Source organism: Streptomyces sp. NPDC060002 (assembly GCF_042737245.1).
Classification (GTDB): Bacteria; Actinomycetota; Actinomycetes; order Streptomycetales; family Streptomycetaceae; genus Streptomyces.
The window spans coordinates 62,243-83,518 of sequence record NZ_JBHWUW010000038.1; the positions used below are offsets into that span (position 1 = coordinate 62,243).

At 71.4% G+C, this 21,276-nt stretch carries 21 protein-coding genes; 16 read left to right on the forward strand and 5 right to left on the reverse strand.

Going from position 1 to position 21,276, the window contains the following annotated elements; translation table 11 throughout:
- Nucleotides 1-15 precede the first annotated feature (15 nt).
- The 9 genes from ACFWBD_RS28335 (at nt 16) to ACFWBD_RS28375 (ending at nt 9,151) form a co-directional block, all read left to right on the forward strand.
- A complete protein-coding gene (locus ACFWBD_RS28335; protein ID WP_385672538.1) occupies nt 16-840 on the forward strand; it encodes an SDR family NAD(P)-dependent oxidoreductase in 825 nt (274 codons plus the stop codon).
- Nucleotides 833-1,747, forward strand: coding sequence for an amidohydrolase family protein (locus tag ACFWBD_RS28340; protein ID WP_385672541.1), 915 nt, complete (start codon nt 833-835; stop codon nt 1,745-1,747). Before ACFWBD_RS28335 ends, ACFWBD_RS28340 begins: the two co-directional genes overlap by 8 nt.
- Before the next feature lie 99 nt (nt 1,748-1,846).
- Nucleotides 1,847-3,214 (forward strand): FAD-binding oxidoreductase, encoded by a 1,368-nt coding sequence (locus ACFWBD_RS28345; RefSeq protein WP_385672544.1) that lies wholly within the window; start codon nt 1,847-1,849, stop codon nt 3,212-3,214.
- 33 nt (nt 3,215-3,247) lie between these two features.
- Nucleotides 3,248-4,255 (forward strand): ABC transporter substrate-binding protein, encoded by a 1,008-nt coding sequence (locus ACFWBD_RS28350; protein ID WP_385672547.1) that lies wholly within the window; start codon nt 3,248-3,250, stop codon nt 4,253-4,255.
- A 6-nt stretch (nt 4,256-4,261) separates the two neighbouring features.
- Nucleotides 4,262-5,029, forward strand: a complete 768-nt coding sequence (locus tag ACFWBD_RS28355; RefSeq protein ID WP_385672550.1) for an ABC transporter permease — start codon at nt 4,262-4,264, stop codon at nt 5,027-5,029.
- Nucleotides 5,030-5,033: 4 nt separating this feature from the next.
- Nucleotides 5,034-5,849, forward strand: a complete 816-nt coding sequence (locus ACFWBD_RS28360; RefSeq protein WP_385672553.1) for an ABC transporter permease — start codon at nt 5,034-5,036, stop codon at nt 5,847-5,849.
- Nucleotides 5,846-6,652 carry an ABC transporter ATP-binding protein gene (locus ACFWBD_RS28365; protein WP_385672556.1) on the forward strand — a complete coding sequence of 269 codons (807 nt, stop codon included), beginning with the start codon at nt 5,846-5,848 and terminating at the stop codon, nt 6,650-6,652. The genes ACFWBD_RS28360 and ACFWBD_RS28365 overlap by 4 nt, the downstream gene beginning before the upstream one ends.
- Nucleotides 6,649-7,068, forward strand: a complete 420-nt coding sequence (locus ACFWBD_RS28370; protein WP_385672559.1) for a VOC family protein — start codon at nt 6,649-6,651, stop codon at nt 7,066-7,068. The genes ACFWBD_RS28365 and ACFWBD_RS28370 overlap by 4 nt, the downstream gene beginning before the upstream one ends.
- Nucleotides 7,069-7,171: 103 nt before the next feature.
- Nucleotides 7,172-9,151 (forward strand): hypothetical protein, encoded by a 1,980-nt coding sequence (locus ACFWBD_RS28375; protein ID WP_385672563.1) that lies wholly within the window; start codon nt 7,172-7,174, stop codon nt 9,149-9,151.
- Between the two features lie 96 nt (nt 9,152-9,247).
- Here the strand turns inward: ACFWBD_RS28375 and ACFWBD_RS28380 are convergent, their stop codons facing one another.
- Nucleotides 9,248-10,036: an SDR family NAD(P)-dependent oxidoreductase gene (locus tag ACFWBD_RS28380; RefSeq protein ID WP_385672566.1), complete on the reverse strand. Its 789-nt coding sequence runs from the start codon at nt 10,034-10,036 to the stop codon at nt 9,248-9,250.
- 142 nt (nt 10,037-10,178) lie between these two features.
- Nucleotides 10,179-10,919, reverse strand: coding sequence for an SDR family NAD(P)-dependent oxidoreductase (locus ACFWBD_RS28385; protein ID WP_385672569.1), 741 nt, complete (start codon nt 10,917-10,919; stop codon nt 10,179-10,181).
- A 105-nt stretch (nt 10,920-11,024) separates the two neighbouring features.
- Between ACFWBD_RS28385 and ACFWBD_RS28390 the strand changes: the two genes are divergently transcribed.
- Genes ACFWBD_RS28390 through ACFWBD_RS28410 form a run of 5 tightly spaced genes read left to right on the forward strand, consistent with a single transcriptional unit; the run spans nt 11,025 to nt 15,983 of the window.
- Complete coding sequence (locus ACFWBD_RS28390; RefSeq protein WP_385672571.1) at nt 11,025-11,909, forward strand: fumarylacetoacetate hydrolase family protein; 885 nt, start codon at nt 11,025-11,027, stop codon at nt 11,907-11,909.
- Between the two features lie 4 nt (nt 11,910-11,913).
- Entirely contained in the window at nt 11,914-12,732 is an 819-nt protein-coding gene (locus ACFWBD_RS28395; RefSeq protein WP_385672574.1) for a fumarylacetoacetate hydrolase family protein, read from the forward strand.
- Entirely contained in the window at nt 12,729-13,949 is a 1,221-nt protein-coding gene (locus ACFWBD_RS28400; protein ID WP_385672577.1) for an amidohydrolase family protein, read from the forward strand. Before ACFWBD_RS28395 ends, ACFWBD_RS28400 begins: the two co-directional genes overlap by 4 nt.
- Nucleotides 13,946-15,412, forward strand: a complete 1,467-nt coding sequence (locus tag ACFWBD_RS28405; protein WP_385672580.1) for a carboxylesterase/lipase family protein — start codon at nt 13,946-13,948, stop codon at nt 15,410-15,412. The genes ACFWBD_RS28400 and ACFWBD_RS28405 overlap by 4 nt, the downstream gene beginning before the upstream one ends.
- A gap of 28 nt (nt 15,413-15,440) precedes the next feature.
- Nucleotides 15,441-15,983 (forward strand): carboxymuconolactone decarboxylase family protein, encoded by a 543-nt coding sequence (locus ACFWBD_RS28410; protein ID WP_385672582.1) that lies wholly within the window; start codon nt 15,441-15,443, stop codon nt 15,981-15,983.
- On the opposite strand, the gene ACFWBD_RS28415 is transcribed toward ACFWBD_RS28410, so the two are convergent.
- A complete protein-coding gene (locus tag ACFWBD_RS28415) occupies nt 15,942-16,895 on the reverse strand; it encodes an alpha/beta fold hydrolase (RefSeq protein ID WP_385672585.1) in 954 nt (317 codons plus the stop codon). The genes ACFWBD_RS28410 and ACFWBD_RS28415 overlap by 42 nt on opposite strands.
- Before the next feature lie 245 nt (nt 16,896-17,140).
- Between ACFWBD_RS28415 and ACFWBD_RS28420 the strand changes: the two genes are divergently transcribed.
- On the forward strand, nt 17,141-17,884 hold the full coding sequence (locus tag ACFWBD_RS28420; RefSeq protein ID WP_385672588.1) for a GntR family transcriptional regulator: 744 nt from the start codon (nt 17,141-17,143) through the stop codon (nt 17,882-17,884).
- A gap of 41 nt (nt 17,885-17,925) precedes the next feature.
- Here ACFWBD_RS28420 and ACFWBD_RS28425 read toward each other — a convergent pair whose 3' ends face one another.
- Together ACFWBD_RS28425 and ACFWBD_RS28430 are read right to left on the reverse strand one after the other, a co-directional pair.
- The gene (locus tag ACFWBD_RS28425) at nt 17,926-18,699 is read right to left on the reverse strand and encodes an SDR family NAD(P)-dependent oxidoreductase (RefSeq protein WP_385672591.1); all 774 of its coding nucleotides are present in this window, start codon (nt 18,697-18,699) and stop codon (nt 17,926-17,928) included.
- A gap of 172 nt (nt 18,700-18,871) precedes the next feature.
- The gene (locus tag ACFWBD_RS28430) at nt 18,872-19,909 is read right to left on the reverse strand and encodes a response regulator transcription factor (protein ID WP_385672593.1); all 1,038 of its coding nucleotides are present in this window, start codon (nt 19,907-19,909) and stop codon (nt 18,872-18,874) included.
- 239 nt (nt 19,910-20,148) lie between these two features.
- Between ACFWBD_RS28430 and ACFWBD_RS28435 the strand changes: the two genes are divergently transcribed.
- On the forward strand, nt 20,149-21,186 hold the full coding sequence (locus tag ACFWBD_RS28435) for a sugar ABC transporter substrate-binding protein (protein WP_385672596.1): 1,038 nt from the start codon (nt 20,149-20,151) through the stop codon (nt 21,184-21,186).
- Nucleotides 21,187-21,276 lie beyond the last annotated feature (90 nt).

Consider the following 21,276-nt stretch of genomic DNA (forward strand, 5'->3'; position numbering starts at 1 on the left):
ACCGAGGGAGACCCCGTGACCCAAGACGTGCCCGACCGACGGCTCGGCCGCCTGGCGGGCCGCATCGCCGTCATCGGCGGCGCAGGAAGCGTCGGCCCCGGCTGGGGCAACGGCCGCGCCACCGCAGTGGTCTTCGCCCGGGAGGGGGCTACCGTCCACCTGGCCGACCGGGACGAGGAGGCCCTGGAGGTCACCGCGCGGCAGATCCGCGACGAGGGCGGCAGCGCGCACACGGCGGTGCTGGACGTCACCGAACCGGCCGCCGTCCGGGACTACTTCGCCCGGTGCGAGAGCCTCGCGGGGCGGATCGACGTCCTCGTCAACAATGTCGGCGGCTCCCGGCCCGGAGGCGCGGTCGACCTCGGTCTGGAGGACTGGGAGAGCCAGTTGCGCACCAATCTCACCAGCGCGTTCCTGGCCTGCAAACACGTCGTGCCGATCATGCGGCGCGGCGGGGGAGGCGCCATCGTCAACACCGCTTCGGCCTCCGGGCTGCGCTGGACCGGCGCCCCGCAGGTGGGCTACGCGGCCGCCAAGGCCGCGGTCATCCAGCTGTCCCGGGTCAGCGCCGTGGAGTACGCGCCGGACGGCATCCGGGTGAACACCGTCGTGCCGGGGCAGTTGCACACCCCGATGGTGGAGGCCCGGCTGGCCGGGCAGCGCGCGGGCGGCGACGTGGCGAAACTGCTGGCCCAGCGGCAGGCCCGGATTCCGCTCGGCTTCATGGGCGACGGCCGCGACACGGCGTACGCGGCGCTCTTCCTCGCCTCCGACGAGGCCCGTTTCGTCACCGGCACGGAGATCGTCGTCGACGGCGGAATGACGGCGCGCTGTGACTGAACCCGCCGTCCGGGCGACGCGATGGGTGCCCTCGCCCGGTTGCCCGCCCCCGCACCCCGCCCCGCGCACCCCGTCCCTGGTGCTTCCGCCGGACAGCTGTGACGCCCACTGCCATGTCCTCGGCCCCGCCGACGTCTTCCCCTACGCGCCGGACCGCACCTTCACGCCCCGGGACGCCCCGAAGGAACAAGTCCGCTCACTGCATACCCACTTGGGGCTCACCCGGGCGGTGATCGTCCAGTCGTCCTGTCACGGCCACGACCACTCCGTCCTGCTGGACGCGCTGAGATCCGGCGACGGCCGGCTGCGCGGAGTCGCCCTGATCGGCGAGGCGACGGCACGGGGTGAGGTCGAGGAACTGCACCGGGCCGGTGTGCGGGCCTTCCGGCTCAATTTCCTGCCCCATCTGCGCACTCCGCCCACCCGCGCCGAGATCGACGCCGTGCTCGAACGCGTCGACGGACTCGACTGGGCGGTCCAGCTCCATGTCCGGGGCGAGGAGATCGCCGCCCTCGAAGGGCTCGTCCGCGCCCTGCCCGGCAGGACGGTGATCGACCACATCGGCCGGGTGGACCTCGCCGATGGGCACGACGGGCCCGCCCTGCGCAGCCTGCGCGCGCTGCTCGACAGCGGGCGGGTGTGGGTCAAGGTCAGCGGTGTCGACCGGATCTCCCGGCAGGGACCGCCCTACGCCGACGCGGTCGCGCTGGCCGCCTCCCTGGTGGCGTACGCCCCGGAGCGCGTCGTGTGGGGGACCGACTACCCGCACGTCAACATCGCCTCGGACGCCCCCGACGACGGCCTGCTCGTCGACCTGGTCGAGAGCATCGCCCCCGACCCCGCGCACCTCCAGCGGCTGATGGTGGACAACCCGGCCGACCTCTTCGACTTCCCAAGAGCTCACTAGTGTCGGCAGAGATGGCAGGTATTTCGCTGTCAGATCTCTTGAAGGGGCAAAGTGTCGACAGTAGGGTCCCGATGCGAGCCCCGCGTGAGGAGAACGGTCATGGTTCAGCTGTCCCGGCACAATGTGCTCCGGCGAGGCGACGAGGCATACGAACGCGCCCGCCTCGACGCCGTCTGGAACGAACGCAAGCCCGACCGGTACCCGGACGTCATCGTGCTCGCCGACAGCGAGCAGGACGTCGTGGCCGCCGTACGGCTCGCCCGCAGCGAAGGGCTGGCCATCGGCATCCGCTCCGGCGGGCACAGCTGGGTGGGCAACGGGGTGCGCGGCGGCGGCATGCTGCTCGACCTCTCGCGCCTGCGGCACATCGAGGTCGACCCCGTGGCGCGGACAGCCGCCGTACAGCCCTCGGCCAAGGGACCCGCCCTCCTCGAACAGCTCGCTCCACACGGTCTGTTCTTCCCCACCGGACACGCCTCCACCGTCGGCATCGGCGGTTTCGTCCTGGGCGGCGGCTACGGCTGGAACTCGCGCCGCCTCGGCCCGGCCTGTCTGAGCATCGTGGCGATCGACGTGGTCCTCGCCGACGGCACCCTCGTACACGCCACCGACGCCACCCACCCCGACCTCATGTGGGCGGCCCGAGGCAGCGGCCCCGGCTTCTTCGGCGTCGTCACCCGCTTCCACCTCGCCCTGCACGACCTGCCGCGCCGCATTCTGCGGACCGTGCACAGCTACCCGCTCGACCTGCGCGACGAGGTGCTGGCCTGGTCGTACGACATGCTCGAACGCCTCTCGCCGGCCGTCGAGTTCTCGGCGAAGATCGGCTTCTCGCCCGGACTCGACCGGCAGACGGCCTCCGTCACCGCCACCGCCTTCTGCGAGACGGACGACGATCTCCTCGCCCCGCTGGAGGACGCCCCCTTCCGTGACCGGGCGATCCGCGCGGTGGTCGCCCGGGAGACCACCATGGCGGAGCTCTACGACCACGCCGACCACATGACCCCGGCCGGTATGCGCTGGGCGCTCGACGGGATCTGGACCGACGAACCGGTGGAGAAGGTCCTCGACGCCGCCCGGCCGCTGTTCGACTCCGTCCCGGACACCACCAGCCATGTGCTGTGGATGCTGTGGAGCCGTCATCCCGAGCGCGCCGACGCCTGCTGGTCCAGCCAGGCCAAGGTCTACCTCTCGCCCAACGCCGGCTGGACCGACCCCGCCGAGGACCTCGCCCACGAGCGCTGGGCGCACGGTCGGCTCGCCGGCCTCCAGCACCTGTCGAAGGGCCTCCAGTTCTCCGACAACAACCTCGCCGACCGCTTCGACCACGGACTCAGCCCGGCCAACTCCGCACGGCTGGAGGAGATCCGGGCCGCCTACGACCCGCGAGGTCTCTTCCACGCCTATATGGCCCCCCAGGAATCCACGACCGCCTACGCCGCAGCGGGACACGCGCGGACGCACTAGTTCGTACTCAGGAAGCTCAAGGAGAGCCGTTTCATGGAGACTTCGAGAAATCCGCGGCGCCGTACCCTCATCGTCCTGACCGCCCTCGCCGTCACCGGATCCCTCACCGCCACCGGCTGCGGCGGCGAGTCCGCCACCGCCACCACCTCCGACGGCAAGGTGGAGATCACCGTCCTGCGCTCCAACGGCGCGATCTTCGAACCCCTCTACATCGCCGAGCAGCAGGGCTACTTCAAGGACGCGGGACTCGATGTCACCATCAAGGCCGGCGCCCAGGACACCTCGCAGAACGCGCCGTCCGTCCTCAACGGCGAGGCGCAGTTCGCGATGACGGACAGCTCCGGCTTCCTCAAGGGCGCCGCCCAGGACATGCCCATCAGGATCGTGACCGGACTCCAGTCGGCGACGACGCAGACCGACCCCACCGACGGTCTGCTGGTGAAGAAGGACAGCCCGATCGGGTCCTTCGCCGACCTGGAGGGGAAGACCGTCGGCATCTCCGCCCTCGGCGGCACCATCCAGTTCATCTGCGAGTACCTGGTGCAGAAGGCCGGCGGCGACCCCGGGAAGGTCAAGTTCGTCGCGCTGCCCACCACCTCGCTCACCGACGCCGCCACCTCCGGCAAGACCGACGCCGTCTTCTCCTTCGGTCCCTTCTACTTCGCCGGACTCGACAGCGGACTGCGCTCCATAGGCAACGGCATGAACGACGTGCCGGGCATGGTCCAGGGCCTGCTGTTCTCCAGCCAGAAGTACCTGTCGTCCAACGGCGAGACGGCGAAGAAGTTCATCGACGCGGTCGCCAAGGCCATCACCTACGCCAACGCACACCCCGCGGCGGTCAAGGCGATCGACAAGAAGTACACCCAGGTGCCCGCCGCCTTCATCGACGCGCACGACATCAACCACTACGACAAGGCCCTCGACAGCACGGTCATGCGCACGGTCATCGCGAAGATGCACGAGTTCGACCTGCTCGACAACGAGCCGAAGGACGAGGCGCTCTACTGGGACCAGGCGCCGACCACGGCCGGGGAGTAGGCGGCGATGGTCAAGGTCCGACTGCTGCAACTCGGCGCCTTCGCGGCCGTGTCGGTGCTGTGGGCGCTCATCGCCGCCACCGGGGTGGTGAGTGCGACCGCGCTCCCGGGGCCGCGCGCCGTGACCGTCGCGCTCGCGGACCTCCTCGCCGACGGCGCCTTCTGGCAGGCCGTGGCCCAGACCCTGCGCGGCGCGGTCGTGGGCCTCGTCGCGGCGGTCGCCGTGGGCATCCCGGTCGGCCTGGTGACCGGGGTGTACGAGGCGGCCGAGGAGTCCTCCCGACTGCTCGTGGAGGTCCTGCGCTCCTTCCCGGTGATCGCCCTGCTGCCGGTGTTCCTGCTGGTCCTCGGCTCCACCCCCGGCATGAAGGCGACGGTCGTCTTCATCGCCTGTGTCTTCCCGGTGCTGCTCCAGGCACAGTACGGAGCGCGCGGCGTGTCCCAGGCCGTACGGGAGATGGCACACGGCTACCGCATCCCGCGGCTGCTGCGCATGCGCCGGGTCGTCCTGCCGGCCGCGGCGCCCTCGATCATGACGGGTCTGCGACTGGCGGCGACGACCTCGGTCCTGGTGTCCATCGGTGTCGAGGTGCTCACCACGCTCCCCGGCATCGGCCACATGATCATGGAGTCGCAGCAGGCGGGCGCGTCCGCGCGGGCCTACGCGTACATCCTCACCGCCGGAGCCATCGGGTACACGATCACGCTGCTCGCGCAGTTCGCCGAGCACCGCCTGTTGCGCTGGCGCCCGCCGGCCCGGGCGGGAGAGGAGTAGCCGCGTGCCCTGGAAACCGATCCTGCGCCAACTGTGGCTGCCCGCCCTGGTGTTCCTGATCCTGCTGGTGTCGACCGAGGACAGCGCCAGCTTCTACTTCCCCCCGCTGACCGAGGTCCTCGGCGCACTGTGGCGCGAGCTGCTGCACGGCTCCCTCGTCGAGGACCTGCTGTTCAGTCTGCGCAACATCATGGCCGGGCTGGCCCTCGCCACCGTGGCGGGGGTGGGCGCCGGGCTCGTCATCGGAGAGATTCGCGTCCTGAGGCTCGCGACCGGGCCGCTGCTCGACTTCGCCCGCGCCACCCCCACCGTGGGCTTCGTGCCCGTCATCATCCTCACCCTGGGCATCGGCTCCGGACCGAAGATCTTCCTCATCTTCCTGGGATCGGTGTGGCCGATCCTCCTCAACACGGTCAGCGGGGTACGGGACATCAGCCCGGCCGTGCGCGAGACCGCCCGCGGCTACCGCATCCCCTGGACGCTGAGACTGCGCCGGGTCGTCCTGCCGGGGGCGCTGCCGCAGATCCTCGCGGGCATCCGGGTCGCCCTCTCCGTCGCCGTCGTCCTCATGGTGGTCAGCGAGATCTACGGATCGCCCGTCGGACTGGGCAACTTCATCCTGCAGAGCGGATCCAGCTTCCATGTCGCCGAGACCTGGGCCGGAACCATTCTGATCGGGATCCTCGGCTACGTCCTGAGCGTGCTGCTCCTGCTCGTCGAGCACCGCCTCCTGGGCTGGTACCACGAGCGCGCGCCCCGGGTCCGTGCCCCGCGGCCGATCCCCAACGAGAGCGTCAAGAGCAACGGAGTCGTCGTATGACACGCGGATCGAGCCTGCACGTCGAGGACCTCTGCCTGAGCTTCGGTACGGGGCCGCAGTCGCACCGGGTCCTCGAAGGCCTGTCCCTGCGGGTGGACCCGGAGGAGGCGGTGTGCGTGGTCGGCCCGTCCGGCGCCGGCAAGACCACGCTCCTTCGCTGCCTGGCCGGGCTGGCCCGCCCCACCTCCGGTGAAGTGCGGTACGGACAGCAGCGGTTGACCGAGCCGCACGCCGACATCGCGGTGGTCTCCCAGGACTACCGGGGTTCGCTGCTGCCGTGGCTGCGCGTATGGGACAACGTCGCCTTCCCGCTCCAGGGGCGGGGCGTGAAGAAGGCCGTGCGCAGACGGCGCGCCCTCGAGTGCCTGGACGCCGTGGGCCTCCCCGACGTCGGCGACAAGTACCCCTGGCAGCTCTCCGGTGGGATGCAGCAGCGGGTCGCCATCGCGAGGGGACTGGCGTACGACGCTCCGGTGCTGCTCATGGACGAGCCGTTCGGATCGGTCGACGCGCAGTCCCGCTTCGACCTGGAGGACCTGACGCTGCGACTTCGCAGGCAACTGGGCATCACCGTGGTCGTGGTCACCCACGACATCGACGAGGCCGTCTACCTCGGTGACCGTGTCATCGTGCTCGGCGGAAGGCCGACGGCCGTCCTGGACACCCTCGCCGTTCCGCTCGGCGCCGACCGCGACCAGCTGACGACCCGCGCAGATCCCCGGTTCGCCGAGCTGCGCACCCGGGTGCTGGCGCTGATCCGGGGTGAGAAGGTCCCGATCGGCCCACAGGCGGCCCGCCAGTGACCGCGCGCTTCGACCACCTCGGCATCTCCGTCCCCGATCTGGAGGCCGGTGTCGCCTGGTACGGCGCTGCGCTGCGTCTGACCGTGGAGCGCACGTTCTCCGTGCCCGGCACCGGACTGCGGGGCGTGATGCTCCGTCATGCCAACAACTACCGGATCGAGTTGCTGCACCGCTCCGGCGCCGAACCCGGACTGATGGCGGACGGTCCGATCCAGGCGGCGGGCCGGCTCGGCTACGGCCACCTCTGCCTCGCCGTGGACACCCCCGACGAGGTCGACGCGGAGTTCGCGCGACTCGTCGCCGCGGGCGCGGGCATCCGGATGAGCCCGCGCCCCGCGCCGCGGCCCGGCGCCCGGATGGCGTTCGTGGCCGACCCGTACGGGAATCTCATCGAGCTGATCGACCGCATGGCCTGACGCCGGCCGTGGCCGGCCGCTCCACACCCTCACCCCAGCACCCGGCTGACGCCCCCCGCCGGCCGGGCCTGCCCAAAACCCACTGAGAACAAGGGAGTCCACTGTGACACGGACCAGCACGACAGGCCCCGAGATCACCTACCGGGCCCGCCCCCGCGCACTCCTCGTGGCCGTGGCCGCCGCCATGGCCCCCACCCTGACCGCCCCGGCCGCCGCCCACGCGGCGACGGCCAAGGCGGGCAAGCGCATCACGGTGGCCGCCGGCGAGACCCTGGAACTGACGGCGACCACCACCGCCAACGTCCTCACCATCGCCGAGGGCGGCGTCATCGCCGTCCCCGGCGGCTACAGCCTCACGCTGACGGTCAACGGAGTCGAGACGGGCAGCGCCCTCGGCGAACTCACCGACGGCTACGGCGGCGTGGCTGTCGCGATCGCCGCGGGCACCTACCGCGGCACGGTCGTCCTGGCCGTCGCCGCGGCGGACGAAATCGCCTACAGCGACCTCACCTTCCCCTTCCGGCACGCCCTGTACGTGGACGCCGACGGTGTCGACGAGGCCAGGTCCGTGCCCTCGGGTGTCCTGGGCGGCACCGTCACCGACACCTCGGCGAGCGGCATCCGGCTGCTGTCCGACGGCGAGGCCTACAACGGCGTGTACGTCACCGGCGGCGGTGCCTACACCCTCACCCGGCCCCGGATCGCCTTCTCCGGGAACGGCCGCTGCGACTTCATCGGCTACGGAGCCTCCGTCGTCGGCACCGGCGCCGGCACCACCCTGGTGCTGGACGGAGCCACCATCAAGAACGAGGGCGTGGTCCGCACCGCGGTCATCGCCGACGCCACCGCCAACGTCGTCGTCAAGAACTCCACCCTGCACTGCGACGACGGCACCGTCCCCGACGAGTACCCCACGGCGGGAACCGGCGACACCCGCTACATGATCACCGTGCCGTGGATGCTCGGCCTGTCCGGCAACGTACGCACCACCAACCTGCTCGGCGCCGGCACGCGGGCCTCGTACATCAACTCCACGATCTCCTCGGAGAAATGGGGTGCCCTGTCCGTCGACGGCGGCAGCTACTGCACCCTCACCGCCATCAACAGCACGATCGCCAACACCGGGGGCCAGGGCTACGGCTCGTACGCCATCGGCAACGTCACCGAGCACTTCCTCGGCTGCACCTTCGACGTGGGCGACTACGCCCTCATCCACTGGGGCGCCACGGCCCACTACGGCGACAGCACCAAGGAGGCGGTCGCCGCCCTCAACGAGTCACTGGAACTGGGCCTCACGGCAACCGAGCTGAACAGGCTTCCGGTGAGGTCGAGCGTCGTCGGCGCGGGCCGCTTCATGGTGCTCTGGTACGCGGCCGGGTCCGTCACGATCGACGGCGGCACCCAGGTGAACACCGGCGAGACCGCGTTCATGTGCAAGGCCGTCGCGGGCAGCGTCACCGTGGACGGCTCCGAGGGCGCCGGGATCCACGCGGGCAACGGCGTGATCTTCCAGCTGATGGACACCGACCGGCCGAGCAGCGTGTCGGTGTCGGGCAAACCGTGGAAGACCGAGACGACCGGCACCTACACCGAGCCCACCGGGTCGCCGGCCAGGTCGTCGAGCTGGGTGACCACCAGCGCCCGGTCCACCGACGCCAAGGCGTCCTTCACCGACATCGAGCTGACGGGAGACTTCTACAACTCGGTGCGGGGCGGCGGCACCGGGAGCCTCCAGGGCCAGAACCTGAACCTCACGTTCACCCGGTCCGCGGTGGAGGGCACCCTGTCCGCGAGCACGGCCGAGCACGCCGTCTCCACCATCACCGCGGCCGAGTACCGGGAGATCAGCGAGGTCACCAACACCCCGAGCGCGGTCGTCAACAACGGCGTCCTCGTGACGCTGGGCAGCGGCTCCACGTGGACGGTCACCGGGACCTCGTACCTGAGCGCCCTGACCCTCGCGTCCGACGCCGCCGTCACGGCGCCGTCCGGCAGGACGGTGACCCTGACGGTCGACGGCACGGCCACCGAGCTCAGGGCGGGCGGCTCGTACACGGGAGCACTGACGCTGACGGTGGCGTGACCGGCGCATGAACCGGCCCCCGGGTGGATGCGAACCGGTTCCCGGGGGCCGGAGTGTGTGCGGCGGCGGCGGTGGGGCGGGTGCGGGTGCCGGGCGTCACGCGCCGATCATGTTGAAGCCGCCGTCCGCGACCAGGAAGCCGCCCGTGATGTGCTGCGCGTCCTCGGTCGCGAGGAAGAGGGCCGCCCCCGCCAGCTCCTCCGGCCCCGGGATCCGTCCCATCGGAGTGGCCGCGCGCAGCGCGTCCCCACGTCCGCTCCGCCAGTCCTGCCGCCCCAGCGTGGCAGTCGTCTCGATGAACCCGGGCGCGAACACGTTCACCCGCACCTTCGGCGCGAAGGCGTGCGCATAGGACTTGGTCAGCCCGATGATGCCGTACTTGGCCGCCGCGTACTGCGGCGCCCGCGCGCTGCCCCGGACCACCACCGTCGAACCGATGTTGACGATGGCGCCCCCGCCGTCCTGTTCCAGCATCCGCGCCCCGAACTCGTGCGTGCACAACAGGGTGCCCTTGACGTCCACGGCGAGGACGTGGTCGACGGACTCCTCGGTGAGGTCCCGCCACGACATCTGCTCGCGCGCCACGTCCCCCACGTTGTTGACCGCCACGTCGAGCCGGCCGAAGTGCGCCCACACCTCGTCGGCGAGGCGCTCGATCCGGTCGTGTCCGGCGATGTCCGCCTGGACGAGGAGGGCCTTGCGGCCGAGTGCCGTGATCCGCTCGGCCGTCGCCTCCGCGCCGGCCCGCGAGCTTCGGTAGTGCACGGCGACGTCGGCACCCTCGCGCGCGGCCCGTACGGCGATCTCGGCGCCGAACCCGGTGCCCGCGCCGGTGACGAGGACGGTCTTGCCGGTGAAACGCCCGAGGACGGGTGTCAGAGTCATACGGTCTCCGTTCGTGAAGGCCCGTTCGCTGCGATCGGGATCGGGATCGGGATCGGGATCGGGATCGGGATCGGGATCGGGATCGGGATCGGGATCGGTGCGGGGCTGGAGGCGGGGCTGGGGTCGTGGCTCGGGCCGGGGGTCATACGAGGGTCCGGCCGCCGTCCGCGTACAGCACCTGCCCGGTGACGAACGCGGATTCGGCGGACGCGAGGAAGAGGACGGGCCCGGTCAGGTCCTCGGGCCGGCCGAGGCGTCCGGCGGGCACCAGCGACTCCATCGACGCGCGCATGCCCGGCTTCGCCAGGTAGCCGCGCGTCAGGTCGGTCTCGGTGTAGCCGGGTGCGACCGCGTTGACGGTGACCCCGTCGGCCGCCCACTCGCGCGCCATCACCCGCATCAGCTGGTTCACCCCGCCCTTGGTCGCCGCGTACGGCGCGTGGTCCCGGTGGGCGAGCAGCCCGGAGACGGAGGACAGGTACACGACGCGCCCGTAGCCCTTCGGCACCATCACGGCCCCCGCGGCCCGGCCCAGCCAGAACGCGCTGGAGAGGTTGACGGCGAGCAGCCGCTCCCACACCTCGTCGGGGGTCTCCAGCACGGGTCTGCGGTCGTTGACGCCGACGGCGTGCACGAACACGTCGAGTCCGCCCAGGAGCCGGACCGCCTCCGTGACGGCCGTACGGCAGGCGGCGGGAGAGGCGAGGTCGGCGACGACGCCGGTCACTCCCTCCCGGACGGTGTCGTCGAGCCGGTCCTTGTCCACGTCGAGCACGACCACGTCCGCGTACGCCTCGGCAAGCGCCCGGGCCACCGCCGCGCCGATGCCGCCGCCACCGGCGACCAGGGCGCGGGTACCCGCGAAGTCCCACGTTGTCCGCATGCCCGGACGGTAAGCCACGCCCACGATTTGTGTCCACACTTCGCACGACTCTTGACGGATATTGCCCCGCTGGGCAGGGTGAGTGTCGACAGTTAGGGAGGTCTGATGAAACTGGTGACGTTCGACGCGGGGCCGCAGGAGGCTCTGGTGGGGCGGCTCGACGGCGATACCGTCGTAGGCCTTGACGTGCCCTCCACCCGGGTGTTCTTCGAGCGCGAGGGTCAAGTGGGCGAGACGGGGCGGACGTTCGCCCTGGCCGACGTCCGGCTGCGGGCGCCGATCGAGCCCAGGAAGTTCTTCCACACGGCCGGCAACTTCCGCGAACACCACGAGGACCTGGTCCGGGTGGACTGGTCGCACCCCGTGAACAAGGGCATCGTGTTCTTCCAGAACGTCGACGCGATCATCGGACCCGAAGAGCCGATCGTGTACCCGGCGAACCTCACCCGGGAGCTCGACTACGAGCTCGAACTCGCCGTCGTCATAGGGAAGCCGGGCCGCTTCTTCTCCGCCGAGCAGGCCGCCGAGCACATCGCCGGCTATCTGGTCTTCAACGACATCACCGCCCGTGACATCCAGCGCAGGGAGATGGAGTCGGGGGTCTTCTCCTTCTCCAAGGCCATCGAGACCTTCTGCCCGATCGGCCCGTACATCGTGACCGCGGACGAGATCGACGACCCGCACGACCTCGACATGGAACTGCGGGTCAACGGAGACGTCCGCCAGAAGTCCAGCACCGCCCGGATGTCGGTGTCCATCCCGCAACTGGTCGCCTACCACTCCCCGCAGGTCTACAGCGCGGGAGATCTCCTCACCACGGGCACCGTCGCGGGTGTCGCCGCGAGCACCGAGGACCCCTTCGCGAACTACCTCAGGCCCGGCGACGTCGTCGAGGCGGAGATCGAGGGCCTGGGCGTCCTGCGCAACCGGGTCGTGACCTGGTCCGACGCGTACGGCGCCGAGGAACCGCCGGCCGAACACTGGGTGTGAACCGATGAGAATCGCACAACTCGCCGGACAGCCCGTGCTGTTGACCGACAGCGGAGCCGTCGACGTCCCCGCCGAGTACGCCCATGACCTCTTCGCGCGCTGGGACGACCTGCTCGACTGGTCCCGGGACGCCACAGGGGGGCGCCCCTACGAAGCGGCCGAACTGGAAGCCGCCGTCCCCGCTCCCCGCCAGATCTTCGCCGTCGCCCTCAACTACCGCCCGCACACCGCGGAGGCGGGATACGAGGAGCCCGAGGCGCCGCTGGTCTTCACCAAGTTCCCGTCCTGCCTCACCGGCCCGCGCACGACCGTGGACCTGCCGGCCGGCCATGTCGACTGGGAACTGGAACTGGTCGCCGTCATCGGCCGCGAGGCCCGCCGGGTTCCGGTCGAGAAGGGCTGGGAGCCGGTCGTGGCGCTCACCGTCGGCCAGGACCTGTCGGAGCGGATCGCCCAACTCGCGGGCCGCCCAGCACAGTTCTCGCTCGCCAAGTCGCACCGGGGGTTCGGGCCGGTGGGCCCCGCGCTGGTGAGCCTCGACGCGATCGGCGACCGCGACGACCTGGAACTGACCTGCGAACTCAACGGGGAGACCGTCCAGCACGACCGCACGGCAAACATGATCTTCCCGGTCCCGCAACTGGTGGCGCACCTGAGCGAGTTCTGCACCCTGCTGCCCGGTGACCTCATCTTCACCGGCACCCCGGCGGGCGTCGGCAACCGCCGCGTACCGCAGCGCTTCCTGACACCCGACGACGAACTCGTCAGCCGTATCGCGGGAGTCGGCGAGATGCGGCACCGCTTCCGGAGGGCCACGCCATGAACCCCACGCTCTTCACCGACGTCCAGGTCTTCGACGGCACCGGACGGGACCCGTTCCCGGCCGAGGTCCTCGTCGAGGGCAACCGCATCACGGCGGTCGCCGACCGGCTCCCACGCGACCGGCGGGCGGCAGCCCGCGTGATCGACGGAGGGGGCGGCACCCTGCTCCCCGGGCTGGTCGACGCCCACGCCCACCTGGGCTTCGGCTCCACCGTCGAGCACCGTTCCCCGCGCCGGGACGAGCCCGCCGAGGAGAAGGCGCTGCTCGTGGCGCACGCCGGACGGGTGCTGCTCGACCACGGCATCACCAGCGCCTACTCCGGCGGCAACCGGCTCCCGGCTACGGAGATCGCCGCCCGCAAGGCCTTCGCCGAGGGCTGGATGCCCGGACCGCGACTGAAGGCCGCGTCCTGGGAGGGCAGCGCGGGCATGGTCGAACCCGGCGTCTACGACTTCCCGGGAGTGGAGGGACGGGCCTCCGACCCGGACTCGGTGGCCCGGTTCGTCACCGACATGGCCGAACTAGGCCTCGACATCGTGAAGTTGTCGCTCTCCGGGGAGAGCGCCGTCGTTCAGGGAACGTCCCGGATCGTGCAGTTCACCGGGGAGGAGGTCGCCGCCGCCGCGCGGGCCGCGGAGAAGCACGGCGTGTGGCTCACCGCGCACGCGCACGCCGCCGAGTCGGTCAAGATGGCCGTACGGCACGGCATCCGCGCCGTCTACCACTGCACCTTCGCCGACGAGGAGGCCCTCGACCTCCTCGAAGCGGCCCGCGACCGGGTCTTCGTCGCCCCGACCCCGGGCATCATCCACGCCAATCTGCACGAGGCCGGCCGCGAACCCGAGCCGGGCATGGAGGTCGAGGCCACCGCCGAGGCCGTCCGCGAGGTCGTGCCGGAACTGGTCCGGCGCGGCATCCGCGTCGTCCCCGGCGGCGACTACGGCTTCGCGTGGAACCCGGTCGGCCGCAACCTCCGCGACCTCGAACTGTTCGTCGACTGGTTCGGCCTCACCCCCGCCGAGACGTTGCGCGCGGCGACCCGGTACGGCGGGCAGATCATGGGGATGGCGAACGAACTCGGCCTGATACGACCCGGGTTCCTCGCCGACCTCGTCCTCGTCGACGGTGATCCGCTGGCGGAGATCGGCATCCTCCAGGACCGCGACCGGCTACGGGCGATCATGAAGGACGGCAAGCTGCACAAGGCCCCGGCGTGATCGGGGCCCGTACGGCCGCCGGGCGGCTCGTGGGGGAGTGGGACAAGGGCGGCGTGGCGGTGTTCCGGGGCATCCCGTTCGCCGAGCCCCCCGTCGGCGGTCTGCGCTGGCGGCCGCCCCGGCCCGTCGCCCGCTGGGACGGCGAACGGCGGGCCTACACCTTCGGACCCGCGCCCCTCCAGCCGCAGCCGCCCCGCGACTCGATCATGTACCACACGAACTTCGCCGACCGGCGGGCGCTGGTGATGAGCGAGGACTGCCTCTACCTCAACGTGTGGACACCCGACCCGGCACGCGCCGCCGGACTGCCGGTCATGGTCTGGATCCACGGCGGCGGCAACCGCTACGGCCACGGCGGCCAGGAGATCCACGACGGCCGCGCGATGGCCGGCCGGGGTCTCGTCGTCGTGACCCTGAACCACCGGCTCGGCGCGCTCGGCTTCCTCGCCCACCCCGAACTGGCCGCCGAGGACGACCTGGGCGCGTCCGGGAACTACGGACTGCTGGACATCGTCGCCGCCCTGACCTGGGTCAGGGAGAACATCGCGGGCTTCGGCGGCGACCCTGACCGGGTGACCCTCACGGGGAACTCGGCCGGAGCAGCCCACCTCTGCCATCTCATGGCCTCGCAACCAGCCCGGCCCCTGTTCCACGCGGCCGTGGGGCAGAGCGCCTCCGGTGTCGGACGCGCCGAGGGGCCGCTCGCGGACCAGGCCGCCGCCCAGAAGCAGGGGCTGCGCTGGGCGGCGGCGTTCGGCGACCGGAACATCGAAGGACTGCGGCGGCTCGACGGAGCGGAACTCGTGCTCCGGGGCCACTTCGGCCCCGTCGTCGACGGACGGATCCTGACCCGGCCGAGCGACGAGGTCTTCGACGCCGGCCGGCAGCACCGAGTGCCGCTGCTGGTCGGCAGCAACGCCGACGAGGGCTCGGTGTACGCCACCCCCGACATCCTGCGCAGGCTCCCGGTGGAGCCCGGCACGGACGAGCTGTATCCCGTACGGGACATGACGGAAGCCCGGGGCACCGCACGGCTGTTCACCGGCGAGAGCCGCTTCACCTACCCGGTGTGGCGGTGGGCCGTGGCACACCGGAGGACGGCGCCGACCTGGATGTACCGCTTCACCCGGACGCCTCCGCTGCCGGACGGCCTGGACCTGGCGCCACCGCGGGACGGACTGCCGGCGTACGGCGTCCATCACACCGCCGAACTCCCCTACGTCCTCGACACCTTGGACTGCAGGGCCTGGCCGTGGACCCGGACCGACCGCGAGCTGGCGCACACCATGGCGGACGCCTGGGCCCGCTTCGTCGTGACGGGCGACCCGAACGGGGGAGCGCTGCCCGAGTGGCCGGTCTTCACCGGCGCCGAGGCGATGGTCTTCGGGGACTCCGTGCGGGCGGGCGCCGTCGAACGGCTGGACGCCATGCGGCTGTTGGCCCGCTGCCCTCGGCCTCTGTAGCCCTCGCACCCTCTCGAAAGGACCCCGCGTGGCCAGGCTGCCCGACACCGACGGCACCGGTGAGATCGCCCATCGCGTCCGCGCCCGAAGGGGTGGCGCGCTGCGTCCCCTCGACCGGATGCTGTTGCACAGCCCGCAGCTCGCCGACGGCTGGAACACCCTGCTCGGCGCGATCCGGGGACGTCTGCGACTCCCGTGCGACATACGGGAGTTGGTGATTCTGCGGATCGCCGTGCTCAACCGCGCCGGGTACGAGTGGACGGCACACGAGCCGGAGGCGCGCAGGGCCGGGCTGAGCGACGCCGACCTGGCCGAACTGCGCCGCGAGAGACCGGACTTCGACGAGCGCCGACGGCGGGTCATCGCTTACACCGATGCGATGACCCGCGACGTCCAGGTTCCCGCCGAGTCGTTCGACGCCCTCCGCGACCACTTCACCGACGCCGAACTGGTCGAACTGACGGCGACCGTGGCCGCGTACAACATGGTGTCCCGCTTCCTGGTCGCGCTCGACGTCCAGGAGCGGCCCCTAGCGGCGACCGCGGTGCCGTCGGAGGAAGTCGACCAGTAGCCGGTTCCACGCGGCCGGCTGCTCCCAGTGCGGGTTGTGGCCCGCCTCGCGGACGACATGCGTCTCGACGTCCCGCAGATGACCGGCGTTGAGGCGCATGAGGGACGGCGGGCTGTACAGGTCCGCGTCCCCGGTGACGAGTTGCACGGGCAGGGTGAGGGTCTCCAGCGCCGACCAGGTGATCGTGTGGGTGAGGGACTGCGCGAAGGCGTCGGAGGTCCTGGCGCGTGCGTGGATCTCCAGCCAGGCCGCGACGCCGTCCCGGTCGCCGCCCCGGTACGAGGGGCCGAGCTCCTTGAAGTCGACGGGCATGTCGCCGAACGGGTCGGGCTGGAGCGCGGCGGTAAGCGCCGCGTACTCCGCGTCCTGGACGCCCATGACGCTCCCGGAGACGGTGAGGCTGCGCAGCCGGTCCCCGTACGACAGGGCGTAGTCGATCGCCACGGGGCCGCCGGCCGCCGAACCGGAGAGATGGAAGCGGCCCAGACCCAACAGATCGGCGAGCGTGTCCAGATCGCCGGAGGCGGTGTCTGCGTCGGCCTTGGCGCCGGCCACCGACCCGTACGCGCCCCGCCGTGAGTACCCGACGACGCGGAAACCCGCCGCGGTCAGCGCCGGCTGCTGGTACGGCCAGCTCTCGCCGCTGCCCGAGCCGGGGTGCAGCAGCACCACGGGTTCCCCGTCGCCCCCGGTGTCCCAGCACCACAGGCTGCCGCCCCCGGACACCGGCACCTGGTACTCGGTCACCGGCACGTGGCCGGGAACCGGCACCGGCTCCCACGGCTCCCCGGCCCAGGCGGCGCCGGCCTCGGCCGTACCCTGGGTGACGCCCGTGGCCGTGACGGCCGCCAGCGCGCCGCCCACCACGGAACGTCTGGTCAGGGCCGGTGGACTCGTGCGGACTCGCTTCATGTCTCCTCGTTTCTCCGGTGAGTCGGGTCGGCGCCGACTTTCCGCCGACTATTTCGTCAACTTTTCTGGTGTCTTTCCTGGCGGCTTTTTTGCCGACGTTTCTGTTCACTTCTGGGTCGAACCGCGGTATTGACCCTGTCTGTCGACAGCAAGCGGGGGATCTCCGGCTTAGACCCTCCTGGGGTGAGATAGTGTCGACACCGTTGCGTCGGCTGTGAGCCCGGACAGGCAGGGAGAAGTGCCGCATGACCGATCAGGACACGCACCTCGTGCTGGAGCGCCTCCTGCGTCTGCGGGACCGGCGTGAACCGCTGGTCGCGCAGATCGCCGAATGGGTCGGCGCGGGCATCATCGAAGGCCGGCTGGAGCCGGGTCAGGACCTCAACAGCGTCGATCTGTCACGCCGGTTCGAGACCAGCCGTACGCCGGTCCGCGAGGCGCTGATGCTCCTCGAACAGGAGGGCCTGGTCGAGATGAAGGCGCGCCGCCGTCCCAGGGTGGCCGCGCCGTCCTCGCAGGACATCCGGGACATCTACCAGGTGCGCAAGAACCTCCTGTCGATGCTCGCGGGCCTGCTGGTGGCGCGGGCCGACGACGAGGAACTGGCCGAGCTGCGCACCCGGGTCGAGCGGATGCGGAAGCTGGCCGACGACGGTGACGTGGACGGGTACTTCTGGAACCACGTGCTGCTCCAGGAGCGGATGACCGAGATAGTCGGCAACCCCACGCTGAAGCAGATCCTGGACTCGCTGGCCCTGCGCACGCTGATGCTGCGGCACCTGAGCCTGACCCGGGCCGGCCGGCTCGCGCACAGCGTCGACGACCAGGAGCGGCTGCTCCAGGCCTGCGAGGAGCGGGACGGCGAGCTGGCCTCCGCCCTGATCGCGGGGGCGACCGTACGCGCGCAGCGGGCCGTGGAGGAGCAGTTGGAGCAGGACGACGCGACACGCGGACGCAAGCCCGCACGCGGTCGCCGCGCCGCCTCGTAACGCCCGCTGCAACGCCTGCTGCAACACCCGCCGGGAACGGTTCACTTGGCCAGTACTCCGCCGTCGACGGGGAAGTCGCCGCCGGTCACCCAGGCCGACTCCGCCGACGCGAGGTACACCGCGCACCAGGCGATGTCCTCGGGCGTTCCGACCCGGCCCAGCGGGATCCGGGCCAGCAGCGCCTCCCGGGCCGCGCCGTCGTGGGCCCCGGCGGACTCGGTCGCGGGCGTCCGTACCATGCCGGGCGAGATGGTGTTGGCGCGGATGCCCGAGGGGCCGCCCTCGACGGCGAGTTGACGGGTCAGGCCGAGCACGGCCGACTTGCCCGCGCAGTGCGCGACCATCCCGAAGGTCCCGCTGCCCCGGAAGGCGTTCACCGAGGCGAAGTTGACGATCGAGCCGCCCCCCGCGGCCACCATGTGCGGCCACACGGCCTGTACGGGCAGGAAGACCACGTCCACCTCGCCGCGCAGGGTCGGCGACCACTGTGCGGCGAAGTCCATCTCGGCGGCCGTGGCCATGTGCGGGGCGATGGCCCCCGCCGTCACCAGGACGTCGATCCGGCCGTGGCGCTCGCCCGCCTCGTCGGCGAAGCGACGGGCGTCGGCGGGAACGGTCATGTCGAGCGGGGCGAGGACCTCGAAGGCCAGCCCCCGGTCGGCGGCCGCCTCGCGGGTCCGTTCGGCCGCGGCCGGGTCGATGTCGCAGCCGACGACGGTCGCGCCCTGTTCGGCGAAGAGCAGTGCGCAGCCCTGGCCGATCCCGGCGCCCGCGCCGGTGACGAGGGCGACTTTCCCGGAGAGTCTGGCGGTCACATGGACCCCTTTCGCGAGGCGGGCTCGGCAGTCGTACGCGACCGCGACGCGGCGCACCCCTCCTTCCTAGTGTCGACACTAGGACCTGGTCAAGGGGTTGGGGGCGCACAAAAGGCATTTCTGTCGACAGTACGGGTGTGTCGCGCACCCGCTGTGTGCGAAAGACCGGCCCTCAGGCGGCCGGGAGCCGCTCGACGAAGTGCTCCAGGTCCTCGGTCGTGGGCCTCAGCAGGCCGTCCCGCAGGGCGAGCGCCGTGGCCTCGGCGCGGGAGGCGCTGCCGGTCTTGCGGAGCAGGTGCTCGACATGGCTGTGCACGGTCCGCGGGGACAGGAACAGGGCCTGTGTGATGGCCTGGTTGGTCTGGCCGCGGGCGGCGCGGGTGAGCACCTCCAGTTCGCGCGGACTCAGACCGTACGGCAGCTCGGTGGGCGTACCGGTCACCAGAACCGACTGCCGGGCGATCGGCGACCCCGTCGTGCACCGGCGCAGCACGACGCGGTGCCAGTCGCGCCCCACCGGCCACAGCGCCCGCAGCCGCAGACCTCCCGAAGCGGTGAACTCCCCGACCAGGCGGCGGAACGCGGGGTCCGCCAGCACCCGGGCGGCCTCGCGGCCCGGGAGGTCGATGACGCCGTCGGCCGTGACCAGGTTCGCGCCCGCTCCGGCCGGCAGGTCGTGGACGTCACCGCTGTGCGACGTCGGGTCGGCGAGGGCGCCGAGGGCGGGCAGGATAGAGGCCAGCAGCCGGCGCGCCTCCGTGTCGTAGGTGCCCGGCCCCTCGGCGGACAGGTTGACCAGACCGACCAGGCGCCCCTGGTGGCGCAGGGCGCCGGTCAGCGCGTCCCGGAAGCCGGCGGGGCGGACCCGCTCGGCGTAGAACCAGCCGTTGCGGAAGCGCTGCCCGCCGGACGACATGTCCTCGACGTCCTCGGTGATGGACTGGGGCAGGGTCTGCCGGACCACGTTGGCGTACCAGGGGGTCGAGGCGAACTCGGCGGCCAGCGACTCGGACGTCCCGGCCGGGTAGCCGATGCCCGCGATCTGCACATGGGCGCCGGTGATCGGGTCGATGGCCAGCAGGGTCGCCGCGTCCAGCGGGAGGGCGTGGCCGAGTTCGTGCAGGGCCTGGGTGCAGGCCGAGGCGGTGTCGCGTTCGCGGGTGAGCATGCCGATGCGGGTGGCCGCCGCGAGCTGCTGGTGGCTGATCATGCGGGGCCTCCGGGAACCCACGACCGGGAATGTCGTTTGGTCCCTAACGATATGGGTCTTCCGGCGGCCGGACAAGACGTCCACCGATTTCGTGACCGGCTGTCGGCTGCCACCACGCGGCCCGTCGAACGGTCGGTATTTGTACGGATGGCGGGCCGGGGCGCCCGGGTCTTTCCTGTTCGGCACAGCCGGACGCCCGATGTCAGCAGGACCGGGCCACATTCCTCGGAGAGCGCCGCATGAACAGATTCCCGTCTCCTTCCCAGGCCTCACGCCGGCAGTTCCTCGCCCTGTCCGGGGGAACCCTCGCCGCCACCCTGCTGGGCGCCGCCGGCTGTGCGGCACCGGACGACGGCGCGAGCTCCGCGCAGGCCGCGGGCGCCTCGGCGACGGGAGCGCGGACCCTCACCAGGATCGGCCTGGACTACCCCTTCACCCAGCTCCCGCTCTACTCGACGCTGGTCAACCTGTCCTCCGCCGCCGCCAGGAAACACGACGTCTCCCTGCTGACCACGAGTGACGCGAGCAGTGCCGACACCCAGGCCACCAACCTGAACACCTGGGTCGCCCAGAAGGTCCCGGCCATCGTGTCGTTCCCGATGGTCTTCGAGGCCGCCGAGTCGATCGCCGAGGCCGCCATGGACGCGGGGCTGATCTGGGTGACGTACGGCGGATCGCTGGAACACCAGAGCGCGGACATCCAGTTCAGCTTCCTCGAAGGCGGCACCCTCCTCGGGGAGGCGGCGGCCAGGTGGGCCGACGAGCGGCTCGGCGGCAAGGGCAAGATCGCGTTCCTCACGGACAACACGATCCAACTGGGCCGCGAGCGCACCAAGGGCATGATCGACGCCTTCACCAAGGCCGCGCCCGGCGTCGACGTGGTCGCCCAGGAGCAGGCCATCGACCCCGACACCGGGCTGTCCAAGTCCCGGGCGCTGCTGGCGAAGCACCCCGACCTCAACATCATCCTCGGGGTCACGGACGCCGCCGCGTACGGCGGTTTCAAGGCGCTCCAGCAGACGGGCCGCAAGACCACCGACGCCAGGACATTCGTCGGCGGCCAGGACGGCGCGGCCCCCTCCCTCCTGGCGATCAAGCAGGGCACCTTCTACCGGGCGTCGGCCGCCCTCGCGCCGCGGGACATCGCGAACGCCGTCGTCGACGTGCCCCTCGCGGTCGCCGCGGGGAAGGCGGACCCCAGCGTCCAGGTGCCCATCACGCTCGTCGGACCCGGCGACACCGCGCGCATCGACGACCTGCTCGCCCAGAACTCCTAGGTTCTGTCTGATAATTGATCTTGTGGTGGGTCGTGGTGAGCTGACGGATGTGGCGTGGGAACGGATAGCGCCGCTGCTGCCGGGTGTTGA